This window comes from Acinetobacter sp. USHLN143 (assembly GCF_037145695.1).
GTDB classification, from domain to species: domain Bacteria; phylum Pseudomonadota; class Gammaproteobacteria; order Pseudomonadales; family Moraxellaceae; genus Acinetobacter; species Acinetobacter fasciculus.
In genome coordinates this window covers 1-21285 of record NZ_JBBCWZ010000033.1, presented here as the reverse complement: position 1 = coordinate 21285, position 21285 = coordinate 1, and the positions used below count along the sequence as shown (strand labels likewise).

Here is a 21285-nt window from a genome sequence, read left to right as displayed (position 1 = left end):
CTCTTTCCTGAATCGTTCCATCATACAACAGCTTGTGCTGCTTATTTCATCTTCGGCCGATATTCGCTAAGCTGTAAACTCAGACTCGCCTCAGCGAGCGCGGTAAAAATCACGTACAATAGCGCTGTATTTTGAATAAGGAATTGATTACATGCCACCATTTGTCTTGGTCGATGGCTCTTACTTTTTATTTCGTGCCTTTCACGCACTGCCACCATTAACCACGTCAACCGGTTTACATACCAATGCAATTCGTGGTGCGATTTCTGCTATTCAAAAACTGATGCGCCGGACCCAACCGACCCATATGGCGGTAATTTTCGATACCCCAGAGCCAACCTTCCGGCACGAGCTGTCACCGATTTATAAAGGTGACCGTCCCAGCATGCCAACGGAATTATCCGAACAGATTCCTTATCTACATGCCTTGATCCGCGCTTTGGGCATTCCCCTGCATACCTTGCCAGGTGCCGAAGCCGATGACATTATTGGGACACTGGCCAAACGTGCCGAGGCGATGGGACATCAGGTGCTGATCTCTACGGGCGATAAAGATATGGCACAACTGGTGACCGAAAAAGTCACCCTGGAAGACAGCTTTAAAGAAAAACCGCTGGATGTCGACGGTGTGTTTGAAAAGTTTGGCGTCTGGCCGAATCAGATTATTGACTATCTCACCCTGATGGGCGATGCATCAGATGGCATTATGGGCGTGCCAGGTGTAGGTGCCAAAACGGCAGCAAAACTGCTCACTGAATATGGCTCGATCGGCGGAATTTTAGAAAATGTCGACAAGATCAAAGGCAAAGTCGGTCAAAATATTAAAGAACATGTCGATGGCATTGCACTGGATCACCAGTTGGCCAGTATTGTGATCGATCTGGATCTTAACTTTGGTTATGACGATTTAAAACTGTGTGAGCCGAATGTCGAGACCTTACGTCATTTGTACACCGAGCTGGAATTCCGTAACCAGCTGCAGTCCTTAGATCACCCGAACAACCCGAATAATTCAAATTACCAGCAAGCAGCAAAATCTATTAACGCCAAAGCGCTTGCAGCACCCGAACCTCTGGAAGACCATGCGTCTGTGACCAGCAGTGATGACCAGCTAGGTCAAGCGACCTACCACACAGTATTAAGCCAGCAGGACTGGGACACACTGTTTGAGCGCCTAAGTACCGAAAAACGTTTTGCCTTTGATACCGAAACCACCAGTTTGGATTATCGTATTGCACAGATTGTCGGTTTCTCGGTCGCCTTCGATGCGCAGAATGCTTATTATGTTCCCTTGGCACATGATTATGAAGGCGCACCGGAGCAGCTGAATCGTGAAGTAATTCTGGCGCAGATCAAACCAATTCTGGAAGATGAGTCTGTAAAGAAAATTGGTCATCATCTAAAATATGATGCACATGTACTGGAAAATCATGGCATTCATCTGGCAGGCTGGTATTTCGACACCATGCTGGCTTCCTATGTCCTGAATTCTGTCGCAACCCGTCATGGCATGGATGATGTGGCCCGTCTGTATTTGAGTCATCTGACCACGACTTATGAACAGGTGGCCGGTAAAGGTGCTAAACAGAAGACCTTCAACCAGATTCAACTTGAAACTGCAGCACATTATGCCGCAGAAGATGCACATGTCACCTATCGCCTTTATGAAGTCTTGAGCAGCAAATTGCAGGCACACCCTGAACTGGTGAATATTCTGCATAATATTGAAGTTCCGGTCGCACGTGTACTGACGCAAATGGAAGAAAACGGCATCGAACTGGATCTTGCTTTTCTGGATCAGCTTGGGGGCGAATTTTCCAACACCATGCACAATCTGGAAAACCAGATCATGGAAATTGCCGGTGAAAGCTTTAATGTCAGCTCACCTAAACAGGTCGGTGAAGTTCTGTTTGAAAAGCTGGGGCTAAAAGGCGGTAAAAAAACCACCACCGGACAATACAGTACCAGTGAAAGTGTACTGGAAAAAATTGAACATCCGATTGCCCAGCTAATTCTGGAATATCGTGGTTTGTCCAAGCTGAAAAGTACCTATACCGATGGCTTATGCAAACAGGCCAATCCTGATACCCATCGTGTGCATACCAGTTATCATCAGGCACTGACTGCAACTGGCCGTTTATCATCGACTGATCCAAACCTGCAGAACATTCCGATTCGTGCCGAAATTGGCCGTCAAATCCGTAAGGCTTTTGTGGCACCTGAAGGCCGTGTCTTGCTGGCAGCCGATTACTCACAAATTGAATTGCGTCTCATGGCACATTTATCTCAGGATGAAGCCCTGCTGGATGCCTTTATTCATGGTCAGGATGTACATCGCCGTACTGCAGCTGAAGTTCTAGGCATTCCTCTGGAAGAAGTGACCAATGACCAGCGCCGTCAGGCCAAGGCCGTCAACTTCGGCCTACTTTACGGCATGTCCGAGTTTGGTTTGATCCGACAGTTGGGCTTTACCCGTCAGGAATCACAGGATTATATCAAGCAATATTTCCACCGTTATCCGGGCATTTATGACTATATGCAACGTACCCGTCAGGTCGCATTAGAACAAGGCTTTGTTGAAACCCTGCTCGGACGCCGTTTATATACCCCAGATATTGATGCCCGTAATATGATGGTGCGTAAAGCGGCAGAGCGTGCTGCGATTAATGCTCCGCTACAAGGTTCGGCTGCGGATATCATTAAAATGGCGATGATTGAAGTCGACAAGATGTTGCCGAAAGATCAGGCCAAAATGCTGTTGCAAGTACATGATGAACTGGTATTTGAAGTGGATGAAGACATTGCCGATGAACTCGCACCTAAACTGGCAGAAGTGATGCAATCGGTATTGCAGATTTCTGTACCATTGGTGGTAGAAGTGGGTAAAGGCAAAAACTGGGATGAGGCGCATTAATGTGCCTTTAACCCCATCTTCCTTATAGGAGATGAGGAATATATTCCGCAAGGGGATGGAGGGGATTTTAATTTATAATCCTCATCTACAGGCAGCGATATTAAAATCTTTTCTACTATCAAGTTTTGAACGCATATTTTTCTATTTTTAGGAAATCAGCAGCACTACTGGTTAAGAGCATCCAAGTTCCCTCTCCTCTCAGGAGAGGGTTAGGGAGAGGTTAAAATCCCATCTTCTTCTTGCACTTCGATTAAAACTTGTCAAGGTTTGGCAAGTTTAACAAATCCCTCCCAACCTCCCTTTTCTAAAGGGAGGAGCAAATAAAAAGGACGCCTCAGCGTCCTTTTCTTTTCATTCAGATTAAAAACCCGTTAACAATACAATTGCCACCTGGTTCATGATCATTTCAATCACAATCAAGGCCAGAATTGCCAGGATTGGAGACAGGTCAATCATGCCCATATTTGGCATAATCCGGCGGAAAGGTGCCAGCAATGGCTCGGCAAGTTCCTGAACTACTTCAATATAAGGTGAACGGGATTGGGTAAACATCACCACCCAGCTTAAAATAATAGTAGCGAAAATCAAATAACGACAGAAACGGATCAGATCCTGCATCATGGTAACAAAAGTCAGAATAATCAGATGGACAGGCCCATTCGGCATCCCACCTGACAGATACATCATGCCAAAAATTTTAAGCAGATAGAGCACGACCAATAATGCCAAAGCAGCAGTACTGACTCGGCCTTTGGCCAAGGTTGGGAAAATTCGACCAAATACATCTACAATTTTAGTGGCTTTCACGGTAGAAAGAACCACAGGATTGTAAGGACTGACCGCTGCCAGTTGCATTAAAAATCGGAAGAATACGAGCAAAATCGCGACGTTAATGATAATGCCAAAAATTAGCGCAGAATTTGCACCCATACTTGAACGTTCCTAAAAATTAAACTGAAGATTTGCTGCTTTCACTGAGCTCTTGTGCCAGTTCTTGACTGCGTTTTTGTGCAGCGGCAAGTGCCGCCTGAATATTTTGAGAAATCTGGGCGCGATCAAAGACTTCAAGTGCCGCCTGTGTAGTCCCATTTGGAGAAGTCACATTTTTACGTAACTGAGCCGGCGTATTCGAGCTGGTAATCGCCATTTGCGCCGCGCCTAAAGCGGTCTGCAAGGTGAGTGCAGTTGCAACTTTTTCATCCAGACCTAAATTTTTACCCGCACGAATCATACTTTCCATCATATAGAAAAAGTAAGCCGGACCCGAACCCGAGACTGCAGTGACTGCATCAATTTGTGCTTCTGAGTCAACCCAAATGGTCAGTCCGGTCGATGCCAGAACCTGACTGGCTAGCTCACGGTCACTCGTTTCCACAAATGCATTGGCATATAAACCATGTGCCCCAGTCTGTACCAGTGCTGGCGTGTTCGGCATAACTCGTACAATGCGCTCAGTCCCCAATAATGCTGACAATGTGGCAATTTCTGCACCAGCAACAATGGAAATAATCAGCTTATTATTGACCAGACCTTTTAATGGTTGCAGCACTTGAGCCAAAACCTGAGGTTTTACCGCCAGTACGACAATATCTGCATCCTGAATTGCAGCGCTATTATCCCCGGTCACATTAATTTCTTTTTCCGCCAATAAAGCACGGACTTTTTCGACCGGATCAGAAACTGTAATACGTGTTTCTGGCAAACCACGTGAAATCAGACCGCCAATTAAGGCTTGGGCCATATTACCGCCACCAATAAAACAGATATTACAATTTAAAGCTGCACTCATGTTCAATGCTCATCGTTGAGTTCTAAAGTTGAAGAAACTGAAATCGGTAGCCATCCGCCTGCTTCACAATATGCAGATTGGGCCAACCAAAATCCTTTAGGGGTAAACACGCCTAGCATAACATTATCTGTGCTTAATATTTGAATAGTATGCCGAGCCCAAGGAAATATTTGCGCTTCCTGAATGGCTTTTTTCAGTGGCCAGGTACCGACACGGCCATATAAATGAATTTTTTCGCCACCCTGACGCTGCTGCAAATGCAAAGGTTGCTGCAATAATGCAGCCGATAAACCTAACTGTGCAGGCTGAATGATAAATTTCCCTGACAAAACCTGCACGCTGTCTTTTAAAGCGAATTTTATAGTTTTCGGGCTAGTTTGAACTTGTTGTTGATCAGCTAAATAGATCTCTGCGGCCAAACGATATAATTGCTGCTGATAGCGTACATAGTAAAAGCCTTGCCAATGCAATGCCGCCTGAGCATCTTGCTTGGCATAAATCACTTCGCGCTGCAAACGCTCCACCATATCCAAGGATGGACGATACTGTTGTTTACCTTTCATCCAGGCAGAGAGTAATTGATGTTGTCTTGATTTTGAAAGCTGTAGAAATTCACCAAGATCAAGCTGCGTTTCAGTCCCACAAGACGCTAAATCCTGTTGCAGCACTTCTTGTAAAATATCTTGAGCATCCTGCATCAGCTCACTGGCTCGCACCAAGGCGGCCTGCATTTTAGGATAACGTCCGCTTAATACCGGCCACAGGGTCTGGCGTGCCCAGGCCCGGTCATAATGGGTATCATCATTGGTCGGATCTTCAATATTCTCAATATTCAGATCTGATGCCCATTGGCAAATCTGCTCACGGGAAATATTCAGTAGTGGCCGCCAAATCGTCAGATTTTCACGTATATCGATCTGTTTCATGGCTGCTAAACCATCAACGCCGGCGCCAGACAATAAACGCAACATTAGGGTTTCCGCCTGATCTTGTTGATGGTGTGCCAGCACCAACATTTCATCCGCTTGTAAATGTTGCAGATAGGCCTGATAACGTGAATTGCGCGCTTGCTGTTCCAAATTGCCACTGGCGACATTGACGGGCTGAATGATACAGGGAATATTCAGTTGCCGACACTGCTGCTGAACAAAAGTGCCCCATGCACTACTGATACTTTGCAGCTGATGATCCACATAAATTGCCCGGACTTTTTCCGGGCATAAAAAAAACATCAGATGCAGCAACAGCATAGAATCTACGCCGCCACTGCATCCGATGAGAAATTTTGTCTCTGCAGGAAAGTCCTGCAGCTGTTTTAAGAAACCAGACCTAAATTGTCGCTGCCAAACTTCATTAAACGTTGGTAACGTGCTTCGCATCGTGCTTGCGCTTCCATTGGTTGTAGTTCATTCAAAGCTTCTTTCAGCACTGCTTTCAAGCTGTTCATGACCTGATCCGGATTTAAATGAGCACCCTCACCTTCATCCACCACATATTCTACAATACCCATTTTCTGCAATTTTTCTGCAGTCAGAGCCAAGGCTTCACTGGCCTGTTCAGCTTTTTCAGCGGTTTTCCAGAGAATTGAGGCACAGCCTTCCGGTGAAATCACCGAATAAATACTGTGAGAGAGCATCACCACACGGTCTGCCACCCCAATACCCAGCGCACCCCCTGAACCGCCTTCACCCAGTACAGTTGCAATCACAGGTACTTTCAAGTTAGAAAGCTGAGCCAGACTGGTGGCAATCGCTTCAGCCTGACCACGTTCTTCTGCACCGACACCCGGATAAGCACCCATAGTGTCAATAAAAGTAAAGACTGGCAGGTTAAAACGCTCTGCCATGTCTAGCAGACGCTGTGCCTTACGATAACCTTCCGGGTTACTCATGCCAAAATTATGCTGTAATTTTTCACGGGTACTACGACCACGATGCTGACCAACGATCATCACCGGTTGACCATCAAAACGAGCCAGACCACCAATCATCGCGCCATCATCACCATATAGGCGGTCACCATGTAAAGCATCAAATTCAGTGAATATTTCACCCACATAGTCCAGGAATTGTGGACGTTCTGGATGACGTGCAATCTGCACTGTCGCCCATGCTTTTGATGGAGTCGCTTTATTTTTCATAGGTTAACCGTTTTCATCCCTATAAAGGTATTAATTAACAAACTGTTCGGATTGAATCGAGAGTTCAATCTCCCAATTTTTAAATTGCTGCTGTTCATCATGCAGTTCAGCCACCAGCAATGGCCATTGTTTGGCATCACCAGACACGCTGAGCTGCCATTGTTGCGCATTTTCAACCTTGAGTTCAATGGCAGGAAGCATCTCATCACTACGACTGTGATTGACCAAAACCGACAGACGAAGCAGCAAACATAACCATAAAAGTTTCGATCCACCGACTTTCATCACATCATGCTTGGCATCAACGCGCAATTTGCGGCGATGGTGTGCGACCAAATGTGACAAATGATTTTGGTCGACTTGTGAGAAACCGGCAATATCCGAGTGTTGTAATAAATACGCACCATGACGATGATAACCACTATGGCTGATCGCCAAACCAATCTCATGCAGATAGGCAGCACGACGTAACAGATCGCTATCCTCTATCGTCAGGCCCAGTTCATGTTCCACGTCATTAAACAGTTTTTGTGCAGTCTGGACCACACGCTCGGCCTGTTTGGCATCGGCATTATAACGACCAATCAGGGCATGTACGGAACGATCACGGATATCTTCATGCTTGAAACGGCCCAGCAAGTCATACATCACGCCTTCACGCAGCGCACCATCCGAATAAACCAGATGATTAATTCCGAGCACATCAAATACAGCATAGAGAATGGCAATCCCAGCCGGCAATACCGCGCGGCGGTCTTCTTTGAGACCTTCGAATTCCATATCCGAGACATATTTATATTTGAGCAGTTTGTCTTTGAGTTTTTCCAGGCCTTCACGAGTGAGCTGTTCTTTGTCATTGCTCCAGCCCATATTGATACAAATCTGACGACAGGCCTTAATGGTACCACTCGAGCCGACGACAGCATCCCAACCGGCTTCTTTATAAGTATTGGCAATTCCGGAAATTTCTTTACGTGCCGCAGTGACTGCTTTATCAAAGGCTTTGGCACTGATTTCGCCATCCTGAAAATAGGCCTTGGTAAACGCTACACAGCCCATTTGTACCGATTCAGTATGAATCGGCTCGAATTCCTCACCGATAATCAGCTCAGTTGAACCGCCACCGATATCAACCACCAGACGACGACCGCTGTTGGCCATGGTATGCGACACACCCAGATAAATCAGACGAGCTTCTTCACGGCCGGCAATAATTTCGATCGGTTTCGGTAAAATTTCTGCAGCTTTCTGGATAAATTCATGGCCGTTTTTGGCTTGACGCAAAGCATTTGTCGCCACGATCCGCAAGCGGTTTGGCTGAACTGCGCCTAAACGTCCGACAAAACGGGCCAGACAGGCCAAACCGCGTTGCTGGGCGGCTTCGGTTAAATTCTTATTTTCGTCTAGTCCTGCGGCAAGCTGAACTTTTTCTGACATTGATGCCACTTTCTTCACTTCGCCATGGTCTACACGGGCGATGGCCAAATGAAAGCTGTTTGATCCCATATCGATGGCGGCAAGTAATTCTTCATCAATCAAAAAGTCAGACATTCCAGAAATAAACCTTTAACGAATTGTGCTTAGAGTAATTCACATGCATGCAATTTAAAAGCCATTTGTAGCGACAATTTAATGCCTTATTCTTTTTTGTATCGGGAATAATAGTGAGACACGATCATCACTATCGTGATCATCCATTAGACAAAATAACATTAAGCATTGAAAATTTACAGATTCCCCTACATTGTTAAAGATGGCTATGTAATACTAATAATTAGTTATCTTTAAAATATTAATCTGGAGCACATTCCATGTCTGGCAACATCATAAACACTACTGACGCAAACTTCGAAGCAGACGTTCTTCAATCAGACGTTCCTGTACTGGTGGACTTTTGGGCAGGCTGGTGTGCACCATGTAAAGCAATTGCACCCGTGCTTGAAGTGCTTGCTGATGAATACCAAGGTAAAGTTAAAATCGTGAAAGTTGACGTAACTTCTTGCGAACAAACTGCTGTAAATTTCAACATCCGTAACATCCCGGCTTTGTTGATGTTCAAAAATGGTGAAGTTGTTGCGACTCAAGTCGGTGCTGCACCAAAATCTAAACTGACAGCATTTATTGATGACAATATCTAAGCACAGCATTTTTAGTAAAAAATACGCGACTCATTCTCGCGTATTTTTTTCGGCTATAAATTGACAAACCTAGCATTTTCTCTTATATTCGTTACTCAAGAGATAAAGGATCCTAAATCCTGTCAATTTCTTACAAGACACATTACATAAGATGCCGCTCGGCAATAGAAATTGTTTTCCACATTTTCCTTTGAAACACTCAAACAGATCTCTGAATTGTTCTTTTGCAAATTCAATTGCTTTCGTTTGAATGCTGGTATGCGGCCGAATGTTACTCCCTTTCTAACCTGTACCTCAGAACTTTGATTCTATCTGACCACCTATGAATTTAACCGAACTCAAGAAAAAACCGATTGGCGAACTCATCAAGATTGCCGAGTTTATGGGCCTCGAAGGTATGGCTCGTAACCGTAAGCAAGACATTATTTTTGCCATCTTAAAACGTCATGCAATGAATGGCGAAGAGATTTTTGGTGATGGCGTTCTAGAAATTTTGTCAGATGGTTTTGGCTTTTTACGCTCAGCCGCAGGTTCTTATTTAGCAGGTCCTGACGATATCTATGTCAGCCCTTCTCAAATTCGTCGTTTTAACCTCCGTACTGGCGACACCATTACTGGCACCATTCGCCCGCCGAAAGAAGGCGAACGTTATTTTGCTTTACTTAAAGTCAATCAGATTAACTACGACACACCTGAAAATTCACGTAACAAGATTCTGTTTGAAAACTTGACCCCATTATTCCCGACCGAACAGTTGGTGATGGAGTTAGGCAATGGTACCACTGAAGATTTAACCACCCGTGTGATCGACCTAGTGGCCCCGATTGGTAAAGGCCAGCGTTCAATTATTGTGGCTCCGCCGAAAGCGGGTAAAACCATGCTGCTGCAAAGCATTGCACAGTCCATCGTTCGCAATAATCCTGAAGTTATTCTGATCGTTCTCCTGATTGATGAACGTCCAGAAGAAGTGACCGAGATGGAACGTACGGTTCGCGGTGAAGTCGTGGCTTCTACCTTTGATGAATCTCCTGCACGTCACGTTCAAGTTGCTGAAATGGTGATTGAAAAAGCAAAACGTCTGGTTGAGCACAAGAAAGATGTGGTGATTTTGCTTGACTCGATTACCCGTCTGGCACGTGCTTATAACACTGTGATTCCTTCATCAGGCAAAGTACTGACTGGTGGTGTGGATGCACATGCCTTAGAACGCCCTAAACGTTTCTTCGGTGCTGCACGTAATATCGAAGAAGGCGGTTCACTGACCATCATTTCTACTGCCCTGATTGAAACCGGTAGTAAAATGGATGAAGTGATTTACGAAGAATTCAAAGGTACAGGTAACCAGGAAATTACCCTTGATCGTCGCATTGCAGAAAAGCGCGTATTCCCTGCGATGAACATCAAGAAATCTGGTACTCGCCGTGAAGAACGCCTGATGTCAGAAGACAATCTGCGTAAAGTCTGGATTCTGCGCAAGCTGTTGCATACTCAAGATGAGTTGGCGGCAATGGAATTCTTACTGGATCGCATGAAAGAAACCAAGACCAACGATGATTTCTTTGATCAGATGAAACGCAAAGCTTCAAATTAAAATTTCAAATGAAAGGTCACCTAAGCGGTGGCCTTTTTTAGGTTGACATAAATTACAGAATGAAACAATCAAGCCTGATTTATGTAAACTTATTTTTAAGTTTTTGATTAATAAAATATTCAGATTAAAAATTGTATAACTTTTAAGTGTTTAACAAGCCTTTCTCCAATCTAAATGTTTCATTCCATTGTTATTTTCTGTTAAAAACTTCTTATTTTTTATCGTTTTTCCGTACTTTTTTGATCATTGCCAGTAGCAATTAAAAATGCGCAGTGATAGCATATTTGCAGACCAGTTAGACTGCTCCTGCGTTGTTAGTCCCTAACACAATTAGGAACAATAAAAGCACTTAACAGACTAACTTTGGTTTTTTTTAATCTCAATTTTTAGAGAGTGATGCCATGTTATTCAAAAAAATCGCTATTGCTGCTGCAGTTGCTACTACTTTAGCTTTCGTTGGTTGTGCTAAAAAAGCTGACGACGCTGCTGCTGACGCTAACCAAGCTGCTTCTGAAGCTGTAGAAGCTGCTTCTGAAGCTGAAGCTGCTGCTGACGCTGCTGCTGTAGAAGCTACTGACGTTGAAGCTTCTTCTGAAGTTGCTACTGAAGTTGACGCTGCTGCTGAAGCTGATGCTGCTGCTGCAGTTGCTACTGATGCTGCTGCTGAAGCTACTGCTGCTTCTGAAGCTGCTGCTCAATAATCTTCTAGATTATTCAGTACAAAAAAAAGAGAGCCTTTGGCTCTCTTTTTTATTTTTAAAACTGGAATTTAAAGATATTAGATTCCAGTTTTAAAAAGCAGATCAATTGACCTGCTCATTTCCCACACGTTGACGGAACTTCTGTCCGGCACGGAAGGTGACCACACGGCGTGCAGAAATCGGAATCTCTTCACCCGTTTTCGGGTTACGGCCCGGACGTTGACGCTTATCACGCAACTCGAAATTACCAAAACCCGAAAGTTTTACTTGCTCGCCTGAGATGAGCGCCTGGCTAATCTCATCGAAGAACAACTCAACCATTTGTTTTGCTTCACGACGGTTTAAACTCGTGAGCTCACTTAAATGATCAGCCATTTCTGCTTTAGTTAGTGCTGTCATGAAGCCCTCAATGTCGCTTGGTAAGTGTTTTCTAACACTTGAAGGATATTATCCATACCTGATTTAATTTCAGCATCTTCCAGTGTACGGCTTGGATGCTGCCAGAGAAGTGCAAATGCCAGTGAGCGTTTCCCTTCTTCTACTCCTTGTCCAGTGTACACATCGAACAACCAAGTTGAGTCTAAAAGCTCTCCGCCTGTTTTTTCGATAAGTCCCTGAATTTCGCTAACATTAATCTTATCACTAATTAAAAGCGCAATATCACGTCGAACCGATGGAAAACGTGATAATTCTGTAAAATTAGATACATAAGTTTGCAAAACAGCCGCTTGATCCAATTCTGCTACCCATGTGGTTGCCAGATCAAGTTCGTCTTCAAGTGAGGGATGTAAACGCCCCAAGTAACCAATTGATTGACCATTCACGAGAATTTCTGCGGATTGTCCAGGATGCAACCAGCTACGCTCTGAACGCACATATTCTACTTTGACACGACCAGCAGCCAAAATTTCTTCTACATCACCCTTAAAGTCAAAGAAGTCCATTGCAGCGGGTTTCACATGCCAAGATTCAGCATGACGTGAACCAGTCGCAATCAATGCAAAAGTTGGAATCTGTTTTAAATCATGGATGCTGCTGGCTTCTTGATAGTCAAAACGCAGACCGAGCTCAAAGAAACGTACACGGCTTTGCTGGCGGTTGACATTGTACTGAACACAAGGAATAAGGCTAGACAGCAAGGTTGAACGCATCACTGCCAAATCACTTGAAATTGGATTGGCTAATACTAATGGATTCACACTGGAATTAAGTTGCTTTTCAAGCTTTAGGTCTGCGAAGCTAAAGCTGATCGCTTCTTGGTAACCTAAAGTTACGGCAGTTTGACGGAGTTGGCCCAATTCAAACTGATCTTGGTATTTCGCCAGCTTCACATCAATCACAGGCAGGCTGATTTGAATATTGTCATAACCGTGAATACGCGCCACTTCTTCGATCAAATCTTGGTAAATCACCATATCATAACGATGTGATGGCGGTACCACTGACCACTCGCCTTCTGCTTTTACTGTAACTTCACAACCTAAACGGCTTAAAGCATCAGTAATGAACGCTGAGTCAACACTATAACCCAGCAGTTGATCGACTTGTGCTTGATTCAACTCAATTGCGTCGCGTGTTGGCAATAATGCTGCATTTTCGGCAACTGTAATTGGTCCAAACTCACCGCCCGCAAGTTCCGCAATCAATTGTGATGCGCGGTGCATAGCGATCAATGGCAATTCAAAATCGACACCACGTTCATAACGCTGAGAAGCATCAGTATGCAGGCCAAAGCTACGTGCACGACCGGCAATATGCAGTGGCGCGAAGAATGCTGATTCCAGGAAAATTTCAGTGGTTGCATCGCTGACTGCTGAAAACAAGCCACCCATAATACCAGCAATGGCCAATGCTTTTTCATCATCTGCAATCACCATCACTTTTTCATTCAGCTCCACTTCTTGTTCATTGAGCAAAACTAACTTTTCATCTTCTGTCGCTTGACGTACATGTACTGCGCCTTGAACTTTGCCGCCATCAAATGCGTGTAGCGGTTGACCCAGCTCCATCAGCACATAGTTGGTAATATCGACCAGAATGCTGTGCTGACGGATACCTGAACGTGCCAATGCACGCTCCATCCATACAGGAGTCACAGCCTTGGTATTGACGTTCTTGATCACACGACCCAAGTAACGTGGACAGCCTTCAGTCGATACAACGACTTTCTTTTCTTCGCTAATAGTCGCAGCTACTTCTTTAATTTCAGGGGCAGTTACTGGCAATTGGTTAATCACACCAATTTCACGTGCGATCCCGCGAATACTGAAGCAGTCCCCACGGTTCGGTGTAATGCTGATGTCAATCACGTTGTCATCAAGGTCTAGATATTCACGAATGTTCATACCTACTGGTGCATCCGCTGGAAGCTCTAACAAACCATCAATTTTATCTTCCAAATCGATTTCTGAAGCGCCGCACAGCATGCCTTGTGACTCGATACCACGTAGCTTGCCTTTCTTGATTTTGAAATCACCCGGAAGTACTGCACCAATGGTCGCAACCGGTGCTTTCATGCCAGCACGTACATTTGGCGCACCACATACAATTTGTAGAGGCTCACCTGAACCGATATTGACAGTGGTCACACGCAAGCGATCTGCATCAGGATGTTGTTCTACCGTCAGGACTTCCCCCACCACTACGCCGGTAAAGGGTTTAGCTGCAGGCGCAAGTTCATCCACTTCCAGACCCAACATGGTCAGTTGATCAGAAAGTTTTTCGCTATCGATGGCTGGGTTAACCCATGTGCGTAGCCAATTTTCGCTAATTTTCATTGATATAAAACCTGTAATTCAAATCTCTAGAATCCCCCTCTGCTCCCCATTTTCCAAAGGGGGAGAACTCCATCTATTTCGCGGAGTCCCTCTCCTTTTTAAAAGAAGAGGTTAGGAGAGGATTATTAAAAAGTTTTAAGCAAACTGGCGTAAGAAACGCACATCGTTTTGGAAGAACATACGTAAGTCATTTACGCCATAACGCAGCATTGCAAAACGTTCAACACCCAGACCAAAAGCAAAGCCTTTGTATTTTTCAGGATCAATGCCTGCAGCTTGCAGCACATTCGGATGCACCATACCGCAGCCCAATACTTCTAACCAGCGACCGCGTTCATCCATAATATCCACTTCCGCACTCGGCTCTGTGAACGGGAAATAAGATGGACGGAAACGTACTTTCAAATCTTTTTCGAAGAATTCGTTCAGCAGGTTAATCAGCAAACCTTTCAGTTCCGCGAAGCTGGTATTTTCAGCCACGTATAAACCTTCGATCTGATGGAACATCGGTGAGTGGGTTTGATCCGAATCACAACGGTAAACACGGCCCGGACACACGATCTGGATTGGTGGTTGCTGGGTTTCCATGGTACGAATCTGTACACCAGACGTATGCGTACGCAGCAAATGGTTCACATCAAAATAGAAGGTATCGTGCATGGCACGCGCCGGGTGATGACCCGGAATGTTCAGTGCTTCAAAGTTGTGGTAGTCATCTTCAACTTCAGGACCTGTTGCAACCGTAAAACCTGCCTTGGTAAAGAACTGGCAAATACGCTCTTGCACCTGGGTCACTGGATGGATACTGCCCACCTGTTGGCCACGACCTGGTAAAGTAATATCAATGGTTTCGCTTGCCAGTTTTTGTTCTAAGGCAGCTTTATGCAATTCTGCCTGACGTGAGGTCAATGCAGCGGTAATAGTTTCACGTACAGCATGGATTTGTGCGCCGAAGACTTTACGTTCTTCGGGATCCATTTTACCAAGCGACTTAGATTGTTCCGCGAGCTGGCTTTTTTTCCCCGTAAATTGCACTCGTACTTGATCAAGTGCAGCAAGGTCTTGAGCTGCTGCAATCGCAGCGAGCGCTTCAGTGGTCAGGGCTTCCAGTGACATAGTAACTCTCAAAGCAACAGGTTAAAAAATATTTTAAAAACCCCACATTCTAACAGTTTTTAGACACTTTGATGAAGATGCGTTTTAAGGAAAATTAGATTGGCATGATTAAATATAAAAAGTATAAGATAAACACAATATCAATCAGATCAAATCACTATGGCACTCGATCAAATTTGGAAACAGCAACTGACCCTCGTCACTTACGGCAATGAGTATTTGACTCAGGACCTGAGTTTCAATCGTTGGATTCAACATTCCATTTTTAATCAGCATCAGTTTGCCTTTCGGGATCTGATGTCACAACATCTGCTGGCCCAGCATTTCCAGATCTGGCTGGAAGGCTTGAAAAAACAAGGTGTGCGTCGCCTTAGCTTGCATCGCTCTGATTTACTGGTTGATGAAAAAAATCCGAATGCCAATGTTGAGCTATTACCACTGGCACATTTTATTGTCAGTCATGGTGCTAAAACCAAAACTGCCTGGATCATCGGCAAGGAACTGCCTGAATGGTACAGCGCAGACAATGATTACGAAGCACCTAAATCACAGCAATCCCCTTTACGCCATGAAACATTCTGGTGTTATGAGCTAAATCCTAAACTGGCCAAGCGCATTGATGTCGATCTGGAAGCCCCAAACTGGGATGATATTCAGGCCTATACCGATCATGAACTGTTTGAAAGTAGCCTTGCCCAAGATTTTACCGAACCTGCATATACCAATTTGCCTTATTACGGCACCATGCCTGCCATTCAAGCCGATAGCGAAAGTCATTTGGCCTTAATTCCCACTGACTATTCAGCGGATTATGCTCACCAGACTTTGTACCGCCTAGACGCCTTAAATGACTTTATTCAAACGAAAATCCAGCATCCCTATCGTGCAGATGGCGAAGTACTCAGCCCGGAGCAGCAACTTAACCTGCGACATTTTTCGCAAAAAATTGATGATTTAAGTGCTAAATTCATCAGCAAAGTCGCCAATCACTATAAGACCGCGCAGCTTACCCCTAAAGTTGCACCTGATCCATTTATCGGTATGAGTACTGAAGATCGTTCACCAAAAATTTCTAAAGCAGAAAAACCTCAGGACCCAGGAAAATCCAGTTCGTCTGCAAATGTGCTGACCTTAATTGTGATTACCGTGATTATCTGTCTGATTGGCTACTATTTCGGCCTTTAACATTTTACCAGAAAAGATTGAACATCCCGGGCAGAATTCAATGGAGATGTTGATACTCAGGAGCAGACATCAGCTTGAAGTAATACTGACGATTTTTGTGATGAGTTTTGATCATACAACCTATTATAAAATTGAGGTGAAGCATCTGCCTGAAAATTTCAGCATTGTTTGAATAAGCCAAAGCTGTTATTTGCTGATCGCCCGGAAATGCTCTCTTAATTGACCGATGGATATATTGAGATAAAAGGATAAATCTAGCCAGATCACGGTATCAATCTCCGCCCATTTGACCGGAATGCTACGCGTATAATTACCATCGATCACATAACTGGATTTCACCCTGCCCTATATTTTTGTCACTGATGTTAGCTCGAGCACTAAATTATTTTCCATGATCCGGGTGGATTAAAAGTTAGAGATTCCATTGATAATATAAGTCTTTAAGATTTTCGCCCAGATCACTGGCATCTCCTTCACTGACAAAATAGGCGCCGGTCTTTTCATAAAAATAACGACTGGAATTCAGGTTCAATACGCTGCATTGCATATGCTGATAGGATTTTTCTCGACTTAAACCCAGACCCAATTAAACCAAATCACGTCCAATGCCGCGACCTTGAATATTTTGAAGCAAATAAAGTGCTCTCAATTCACTGATTGGCGCATCTACCGGAAAATTAAAAGCAGAAAAACCCAAAACTTGAGCATTTTCTTCATAGACAAATACCCGTCGATTCTCCTATTCAAGCACAGAACGCCACAAGGCGGCTCTTTGTTCTACACTCAACTTATCGAGAATTTCTGGTTTAATGATATTTTGATAGCTTTCACGCCAGCTTTGTACATGCACTTGGGCAATCGGCAGGACATCGTGTTGGGTGGCAAGTCGAATCATTATTTTTAAGCCTTATTTTTGATTATGCAATTTAACAATGACTAAAAAATATAAGATTTACAATACTGATTTTTAAATAATATTTAAAATGACTACTTTTATTTAAGCATAAAAAAAGACCACCAAATGGCGGTCTTTTTTCAAGTCATAAAGACTTATGCAGCCAATGCATCTTTAGCTTTAGAAGCTAAAGCAGCAAACGCAACTGCGTCATGCATAGCGATGTCAGCAAGTACGCGACGGTCGATAATCACTTGAGCTTTTTTCAAGCCAGCGATCATACGGCTGTACGACAAACCATTTTGACGAGCACCAGCGTTGATACGTGCAATCCACAAAGCGCGGAATTGACGTTTCTTCTGACGACGGTCACGGTAAGCATATTGACCAGCTTTGATTACCGCCTGGAACGCTACGCGGTAAACGCGTGAACGAGCACCATAGTAACCTTTAGCGCGAGCAAGAATTTTTTTGTGACGGCGATGAGCCTGTACACCACGTTTTACACGAGCCATTTATAATCTCCTTAGATGTACGGGCACATACGACGAACTGAAGCAACGTCACTTACGTGAACCATTACACAGCCGCGCAATTGACGAATACGCTTAGCAGATTTTTTGGTCAAAATGTGGCGTTTGAACGCTTGTTTACGCTTAAAACCGTTAGCAGTCGCTTTAAAGCGTTTAGCTGCACCACGGCGAGTTTTCATCTTAGGCATAACAACCTCTTTTGAACACCTGTTCGGCTCGTTTGCACCATTACAAAACGACCTGCAGGTAAGGGAGCGAGTATTCTAAAGCATCTTTGTTTAAAACAAAAGCATCTTCACCCAATAAGCGAATTTAAAGAATGATTTTAGGATTTCAGTCTGAAAAAATATCCAAGACTGAATCAGGAAAATTATTTTCAAGTTTAGAACATGGCAAAGGCCGCATAGACAAACAGATAACGTCCAATTTTAGCGATGCTGACCATCAGCAGAAAACGGACGAGGTTTTCTTTTAATAGTCCCGCAATCAGGGTAATCGGATCACCAATGATAGGCACCCAGCTCAGCAGTAAAGACCAGTAACCATATTTCTGATAGGTCTTTTGCGCCTTGAGCATCTTGTCTTCTGAAACCGGAAACCACTTTTTATTTTTATAATGCTCAATCTTGAGACCCAGATACCAGTTGACGCAGGACCCCAGAATATTGCCCAGACTGGCCACCGCAATTAACAGCACTGCATGCTGCTTGTTCTGCACTAAAAGCCCCAGCAAAACAGCTTCAGACTGTAAAGGCAGCAAGGTCGCTGCACCAAAGGCCGACAGAAACAGTAAAAACAGGCTCATTACAGCATTAACGGCTCAAGCCCATTTTTTTCTTGGCTTTACTATATTCCCAACTGGACCAAACGACTGCAGTCACCATCGCCATGATCCGCGCCCATTTATACTGCTCATTGAGCGGTGCAATTGCAGCACGTAAAATCTGCTGATCTTTGGTATTTAGGGCAGCAATCACCTGATCGATATGCACAATTTCAGCAACATACAGCACTAAACATGCAGCAATGCCGAAAAGAATGCTCCAGTAAATCCGGGTATTACTTTCAACAATCTTGGTAAAGTTCAGAAGAAAATCGTTCATATATCCATCCAATAAAAAACCACCGTAAGGGTGGCTTTATTTGCTTAAGGCTATTTTAGCATAAAGGTAGACGCTTAACTGACCTGTATCGCCAGCGCTTTCTGAACCGCAGGACGTGCATTCAATCGATCGATATATTTGGAAACTTCAGGATAATCTTCCAGATTGATCTGCTGCCAGTCATGCCGTAATAACCACGGAAATATCGCCATATCTGCAATAGAATATTCGCCGGCAACATAATCCTGCCCGACCAGCTGTTTATTCAACACCCCATATAAACGTTTGCTTTCATTGACATAACGTTCTGTAGCATAAGCAATCCGCTCAGGCGCAAAACGACTAAAGTGATGATTTTGCCCGAGCATCGGCCCCAAACCACCCATTTGCCACATCAACCACTGTTCAACCTGAATACGCTTCACTTCGTCAGCTGGATAAAACAAACCTGTTTTGCGACCCAGATATTGCAAAATCGCACCTGACTCAAAAATTGAAATAGCTCGGCCATGTGGCCCATCCTGATCAACAATTGCCGGGATTTTATTATTGGGAGAAATAGCCAGAAAATCGGACTGGAACTGGTCATTTTCCAGAATATTGATGGGAATAATTTGATATTCCAGCCCCATTTCTTCTAGAGCAATACTAATTTTATGGCCGTTGGGGGTGCCCCAATAATATAAATCGATCATTTTCTTTTAATACTCCCTGCACTTTGACTGTGCGACGATGTACTCAACATAGAGGATTTAGAAAGAAACAACAAGTCTGCATTTAAAAATTATTTTCTAATAGATATCAAAATCTTATTAAAAATTTATATGTTTTTTATTTTTGATCTTGAAAATTTCAGCCCCAAACACATATTTATTTCTGCATAAGGATTAGGTCAATCTTATGCCCTGTCGATGTTTGACATGACAGATCTTATTTTCTTGTTTTTATAACTTTGCTTAAGTGAGAAGGTTCTAATCATGAGTAACTTAAATCTTCATCCATTATTTCGTCGTAGTATTGGTTTTGATCGCTTGAATGACTTTATTGACTATGCCATGCAAAGCGATGCACCGAATTATCCACCGTATAATATCGAAAAGCATGGTGAGAATAATTACCGCATCGTGGTGGCAACTGCGGGTTTTTGTCAGGAAGAACTCGACATTCGTCTGGAAAATAAGTTGCTGACCATCCTAGGCAAGCCTGAAAACCAGAGCAATGACAGTATTGAATTCCTGTACAAAGGCATTGCGCGACGTGCATTTAAATTGTCTTTACGTCTGGATGAATATATTGAGGTACAACAGGCAGACTATGAAAATGGTTTATTGATCATCGACTTGCAGCGCATTATTCCAGAAGAAAAATTGCCACGTCAAATCCCGATTGGCAATAAACTGCTCATTGCAAACGATGAAAAATCAGTGGAATAAGCTTGATTAAGTACGCAAAGGAAGGTCCGAAAGGGCCTTTCTTTTTGGCTACAGATTACCTAAGCTCATTAAGGCAATACGCTTTCTGATCATAAAAATAAACCATGAATGTGCCAGAAAACATCCTGTTTCATCAAGCTAGCCCGATCATGCGCGCTATGGGATATTTACTGTTTTGTTATCCGGTCGGAATATTCAGCATTTTTTATTTCAGCAGTGTGCATAGCAATTCCAGTTTTTTCCAAGGACTATTATTTTTATGGCAGGAGTCTCCTGACTTTTATATTTATATTGGCGGCTTTCTTGGTCTTTCGCTGCTTATGCTGGGAACTAAACTGAAAATCACCTCACAAGCTATTTATTATACTTTGGCCGGTTTCCGCATCAGCCTGTGCTTAAAACGACATTCGGTACAGTATAGCTTTCTGAATCCACGCTATGCTTCTCTCAAAGCACATCTCAAAAGCTGGCTCTATAACATGCCAGCGCATGTGATTAGTCAACGTGATGGCACTTTGGATTTTAAATTGCATCAATCCGGTCTAATAAATCAAATTTGTCTTGGATTTTTCCGGATTCAGCTGTCGATGTTTTCCCGCCCGCAAGCTCAACAGATTATGCAGGCCATACAAAGTGCCTGGAACTTTAGAGCATAAAAAAAGCCCTGCATATGCAGTAATGCCAGTCAGTTAAGCAGACATTAGAAAAATGTAGTAAAAATGAGTGTATGCCAATACGCTCATTTTTTTTATGACTTTATCTGAAAATTTAGATTGCACCCTTCAACATTCTTTGCCTTCACTCAGCCATTTCAGTGAACTCATTGATTTAAACTGGATTAAAGAAAGCCTACATCAAACAGGTAAGGCTTCTATCAGGAGAAGAAAATTACCTGCCGAACATGTGGTATGGCTGGTAATTGGGCTTGCCCTATTTCGAGATCAACCGATCGGGTATGTCGTAGAGCAAC

23 protein-coding genes and 1 pseudogene are annotated in these 21285 nt (G+C 43.7%); 8 read left to right on the top strand and 16 right to left on the bottom strand.

Features of this window, described 5'->3' with window-relative positions:
- Positions 1 to 151 precede the first annotated feature (151 nt).
- On the top strand, positions 152 to 2914 hold the full coding sequence (gene polA / locus WFH18_RS10040; protein ID WP_004732926.1) for a DNA polymerase I: 2763 nt from the start codon (positions 152 to 154) through the stop codon (positions 2912 to 2914).
- 360 nt (positions 2915 to 3274) lie between these two features.
- Here polA and WFH18_RS10035 read toward each other — a convergent pair whose 3' ends face one another.
- Genes WFH18_RS10035 through ppx form a run of 5 tightly spaced genes read right to left on the bottom strand, consistent with a single transcriptional unit; the run spans position 3275 to position 8394 of the window.
- Positions 3275 to 3844 (bottom strand): YggT family protein, encoded by a 570-nt coding sequence (locus tag WFH18_RS10035; protein ID WP_004732929.1) that lies wholly within the window; start codon positions 3842 to 3844, stop codon positions 3275 to 3277.
- A gap of 19 nt (positions 3845 to 3863) precedes the next feature.
- Positions 3864 to 4703 carry a pyrroline-5-carboxylate reductase gene (proC, locus tag WFH18_RS10030; RefSeq protein WP_148334988.1) on the bottom strand — a complete coding sequence of 280 codons (840 nt, stop codon included), beginning with the start codon at positions 4701 to 4703 and terminating at the stop codon, positions 3864 to 3866.
- Between the two features lie 2 nt (positions 4704 to 4705).
- The gene (gene tilS / locus WFH18_RS10025; protein ID WP_081400833.1) at positions 4706 to 6082 is read right to left on the bottom strand and encodes a tRNA lysidine(34) synthetase TilS; all 1377 of its coding nucleotides are present in this window, start codon (positions 6080 to 6082) and stop codon (positions 4706 to 4708) included.
- Positions 6019 to 6843 carry an acetyl-CoA carboxylase carboxyltransferase subunit alpha gene (locus WFH18_RS10020; protein ID WP_004278263.1) on the bottom strand — a complete coding sequence of 275 codons (825 nt, stop codon included), beginning with the start codon at positions 6841 to 6843 and terminating at the stop codon, positions 6019 to 6021. Before WFH18_RS10020 ends, tilS begins: the two co-directional genes overlap by 64 nt.
- A gap of 30 nt (positions 6844 to 6873) precedes the next feature.
- Positions 6874 to 8394 (bottom strand): exopolyphosphatase, encoded by a 1521-nt coding sequence (ppx, locus tag WFH18_RS10015; protein ID WP_005095810.1) that lies wholly within the window; start codon positions 8392 to 8394, stop codon positions 6874 to 6876.
- Positions 8395 to 8654: 260 nt separating this feature from the next.
- Between ppx and trxA the strand changes: the two genes are divergently transcribed.
- The 3 genes from trxA to WFH18_RS10000 all read left to right on the top strand — a co-directional run bounded on the left by trxA (position 8655) and on the right by WFH18_RS10000 (position 11273).
- Positions 8655 to 8981, top strand: a complete 327-nt coding sequence (gene trxA / locus WFH18_RS10010) for a thioredoxin (protein ID WP_005250793.1) — start codon at positions 8655 to 8657, stop codon at positions 8979 to 8981.
- Between the two features lie 322 nt (positions 8982 to 9303).
- Positions 9304 to 10572 carry a transcription termination factor Rho gene (gene rho, locus WFH18_RS10005; protein ID WP_004278267.1) on the top strand — a complete coding sequence of 423 codons (1269 nt, stop codon included), beginning with the start codon at positions 9304 to 9306 and terminating at the stop codon, positions 10570 to 10572.
- Between the two features lie 401 nt (positions 10573 to 10973).
- Positions 10974 to 11273 (top strand): hypothetical protein, encoded by a 300-nt coding sequence (locus WFH18_RS10000; protein ID WP_005250791.1) that lies wholly within the window; start codon positions 10974 to 10976, stop codon positions 11271 to 11273.
- A 102-nt stretch (positions 11274 to 11375) separates the two neighbouring features.
- On the opposite strand, the gene WFH18_RS09995 is transcribed toward WFH18_RS10000, so the two are convergent.
- The 3 genes from WFH18_RS09995 to pheS all read right to left on the bottom strand — a co-directional run bounded on the left by WFH18_RS09995 (position 11376) and on the right by pheS (position 15166).
- Complete coding sequence (locus WFH18_RS09995) at positions 11376 to 11672, bottom strand: integration host factor subunit alpha (RefSeq protein ID WP_004278269.1); 297 nt, start codon at positions 11670 to 11672, stop codon at positions 11376 to 11378.
- The gene (pheT, locus tag WFH18_RS09990; protein ID WP_148334987.1) at positions 11669 to 14050 is read right to left on the bottom strand and encodes a phenylalanine--tRNA ligase subunit beta; all 2382 of its coding nucleotides are present in this window, start codon (positions 14048 to 14050) and stop codon (positions 11669 to 11671) included. Before pheT ends, WFH18_RS09995 begins: the two co-directional genes overlap by 4 nt.
- 135 nt (positions 14051 to 14185) lie before the next feature.
- On the bottom strand, positions 14186 to 15166 hold the full coding sequence (gene pheS, locus WFH18_RS09985; RefSeq protein ID WP_004278272.1) for a phenylalanine--tRNA ligase subunit alpha: 981 nt from the start codon (positions 15164 to 15166) through the stop codon (positions 14186 to 14188).
- Between the two features lie 159 nt (positions 15167 to 15325).
- Between pheS and WFH18_RS09980 the strand changes: the two genes are divergently transcribed.
- Positions 15326 to 16351, top strand: a complete 1026-nt coding sequence (locus WFH18_RS09980; protein WP_148334986.1) for a hypothetical protein — start codon at positions 15326 to 15328, stop codon at positions 16349 to 16351.
- 186 nt (positions 16352 to 16537) lie between these two features.
- On the opposite strand, the gene WFH18_RS09975 is transcribed toward WFH18_RS09980, so the two are convergent.
- The 8 genes and pseudogenes from WFH18_RS09975 to WFH18_RS09940 form a co-directional block, all read right to left on the bottom strand.
- Positions 16538 to 16675 (bottom strand): hypothetical protein, encoded by a 138-nt coding sequence (locus tag WFH18_RS09975; protein ID WP_017398042.1) that lies wholly within the window; start codon positions 16673 to 16675, stop codon positions 16538 to 16540.
- Positions 16676 to 16937: 262 nt separating this feature from the next.
- Positions 16938 to 17075 (bottom strand): annotated as a pseudogene (locus WFH18_RS09970) (GNAT family N-acetyltransferase); the annotation flags it as partial.
- A 15-nt stretch (positions 17076 to 17090) separates the two neighbouring features.
- Entirely contained in the window at positions 17091 to 17246 is a 156-nt protein-coding gene (locus tag WFH18_RS09965) for a hypothetical protein (protein ID WP_004732946.1), read from the bottom strand.
- A gap of 155 nt (positions 17247 to 17401) precedes the next feature.
- Positions 17402 to 17761, bottom strand: coding sequence for a 50S ribosomal protein L20 (gene rplT / locus WFH18_RS09960; RefSeq protein WP_004647525.1), 360 nt, complete (start codon positions 17759 to 17761; stop codon positions 17402 to 17404).
- Positions 17762 to 17772: 11 nt separating this feature from the next.
- The gene (gene rpmI, locus WFH18_RS09955; protein ID WP_004278281.1) at positions 17773 to 17967 is read right to left on the bottom strand and encodes a 50S ribosomal protein L35; all 195 of its coding nucleotides are present in this window, start codon (positions 17965 to 17967) and stop codon (positions 17773 to 17775) included.
- A 194-nt stretch (positions 17968 to 18161) separates the two neighbouring features.
- Positions 18162 to 18584 carry a YqaA family protein gene (locus WFH18_RS09950; RefSeq protein WP_336018768.1) on the bottom strand — a complete coding sequence of 141 codons (423 nt, stop codon included), beginning with the start codon at positions 18582 to 18584 and terminating at the stop codon, positions 18162 to 18164.
- 7 nt (positions 18585 to 18591) lie between these two features.
- Positions 18592 to 18882, bottom strand: coding sequence for a hypothetical protein (locus tag WFH18_RS09945; RefSeq protein ID WP_004647523.1), 291 nt, complete (start codon positions 18880 to 18882; stop codon positions 18592 to 18594).
- A gap of 74 nt (positions 18883 to 18956) precedes the next feature.
- Entirely contained in the window at positions 18957 to 19577 is a 621-nt protein-coding gene (locus tag WFH18_RS09940; protein ID WP_148334984.1) for a glutathione S-transferase family protein, read from the bottom strand.
- 282 nt (positions 19578 to 19859) lie between these two features.
- Between WFH18_RS09940 and WFH18_RS09935 the strand changes: the two genes are divergently transcribed.
- From WFH18_RS09935 to WFH18_RS09925, 3 genes are all read left to right on the top strand, one after another.
- A complete protein-coding gene (locus WFH18_RS09935) occupies positions 19860 to 20315 on the top strand; it encodes an Hsp20 family protein (RefSeq protein ID WP_148334983.1) in 456 nt (151 codons plus the stop codon).
- A 104-nt stretch (positions 20316 to 20419) separates the two neighbouring features.
- Positions 20420 to 20971 (top strand): hypothetical protein, encoded by a 552-nt coding sequence (locus tag WFH18_RS09930; RefSeq protein WP_148334982.1) that lies wholly within the window; start codon positions 20420 to 20422, stop codon positions 20969 to 20971.
- A 94-nt stretch (positions 20972 to 21065) separates the two neighbouring features.
- On the top strand, positions 21066 to 21285 hold a 220-nt coding region (locus WFH18_RS09925; RefSeq protein WP_336754791.1), incomplete at its 3' end, for a transposase domain-containing protein.

What these genes read in the sequence shown, in the direction of transcription:
- polA (WP_004732926.1), top strand. Translation starts at nt 152, where the DNA reads ATGCCACCATTTGTCTTGGTCGATGGCTCTTACTTTTTATTTCGTGCC.
- WFH18_RS10035 (WP_004732929.1), bottom strand. Translation starts at nt 3,844, where the DNA reads ATGGGTGCAAATTCTGCGCTAATTTTTGGCATTATCATTAACGTCGCG.
- proC (WP_148334988.1), bottom strand. Translation starts at nt 4,703, where the DNA reads ATGAGTGCAGCTTTAAATTGTAATATCTGTTTTATTGGTGGCGGTAAT.
- tilS (WP_081400833.1), bottom strand. Translation starts at nt 6,082, where the DNA reads ATGCGAAGCACGTTACCAACGTTTAATGAAGTTTGGCAGCGACAATTT.
- WFH18_RS10020 (WP_004278263.1), bottom strand. Translation starts at nt 6,843, where the DNA reads ATGAAAAATAAAGCGACTCCATCAAAAGCATGGGCGACAGTGCAGATT.
- ppx (WP_005095810.1), bottom strand. Translation starts at nt 8,394, where the DNA reads ATGTCTGACTTTTTGATTGATGAAGAATTACTTGCCGCCATCGATATG.
- trxA (WP_005250793.1), top strand. Translation starts at nt 8,655, where the DNA reads ATGTCTGGCAACATCATAAACACTACTGACGCAAACTTCGAAGCAGAC.
- rho (WP_004278267.1), top strand. Translation starts at nt 9,304, where the DNA reads ATGAATTTAACCGAACTCAAGAAAAAACCGATTGGCGAACTCATCAAG.
- WFH18_RS10000 (WP_005250791.1), top strand. Translation starts at nt 10,974, where the DNA reads ATGTTATTCAAAAAAATCGCTATTGCTGCTGCAGTTGCTACTACTTTA.
- WFH18_RS09995 (WP_004278269.1), bottom strand. Translation starts at nt 11,672, where the DNA reads ATGACAGCACTAACTAAAGCAGAAATGGCTGATCATTTAAGTGAGCTC.
- pheT (WP_148334987.1), bottom strand. Translation starts at nt 14,050, where the DNA reads ATGAAAATTAGCGAAAATTGGCTACGCACATGGGTTAACCCAGCCATC.
- pheS (WP_004278272.1), bottom strand. Translation starts at nt 15,166, where the DNA reads ATGTCACTGGAAGCCCTGACCACTGAAGCGCTCGCTGCGATTGCAGCA.
- WFH18_RS09980 (WP_148334986.1), top strand. Translation starts at nt 15,326, where the DNA reads ATGGCACTCGATCAAATTTGGAAACAGCAACTGACCCTCGTCACTTAC.
- WFH18_RS09965 (WP_004732946.1), bottom strand. Translation starts at nt 17,246, where the DNA reads ATGATTCGACTTGCCACCCAACACGATGTCCTGCCGATTGCCCAAGTG.
- rplT (WP_004647525.1), bottom strand. Translation starts at nt 17,761, where the DNA reads ATGGCTCGTGTAAAACGTGGTGTACAGGCTCATCGCCGTCACAAAAAA.
- rpmI (WP_004278281.1), bottom strand. Translation starts at nt 17,967, where the DNA reads ATGCCTAAGATGAAAACTCGCCGTGGTGCAGCTAAACGCTTTAAAGCG.
- WFH18_RS09950 (WP_336018768.1), bottom strand. Translation starts at nt 18,584, where the DNA reads ATGAGCCTGTTTTTACTGTTTCTGTCGGCCTTTGGTGCAGCGACCTTG.
- WFH18_RS09945 (WP_004647523.1), bottom strand. Translation starts at nt 18,882, where the DNA reads ATGAACGATTTTCTTCTGAACTTTACCAAGATTGTTGAAAGTAATACC.
- WFH18_RS09940 (WP_148334984.1), bottom strand. Translation starts at nt 19,577, where the DNA reads ATGATCGATTTATATTATTGGGGCACCCCCAACGGCCATAAAATTAGT.
- WFH18_RS09935 (WP_148334983.1), top strand. Translation starts at nt 19,860, where the DNA reads ATGAGTAACTTAAATCTTCATCCATTATTTCGTCGTAGTATTGGTTTT.
- WFH18_RS09930 (WP_148334982.1), top strand. Translation starts at nt 20,420, where the DNA reads ATGAATGTGCCAGAAAACATCCTGTTTCATCAAGCTAGCCCGATCATG.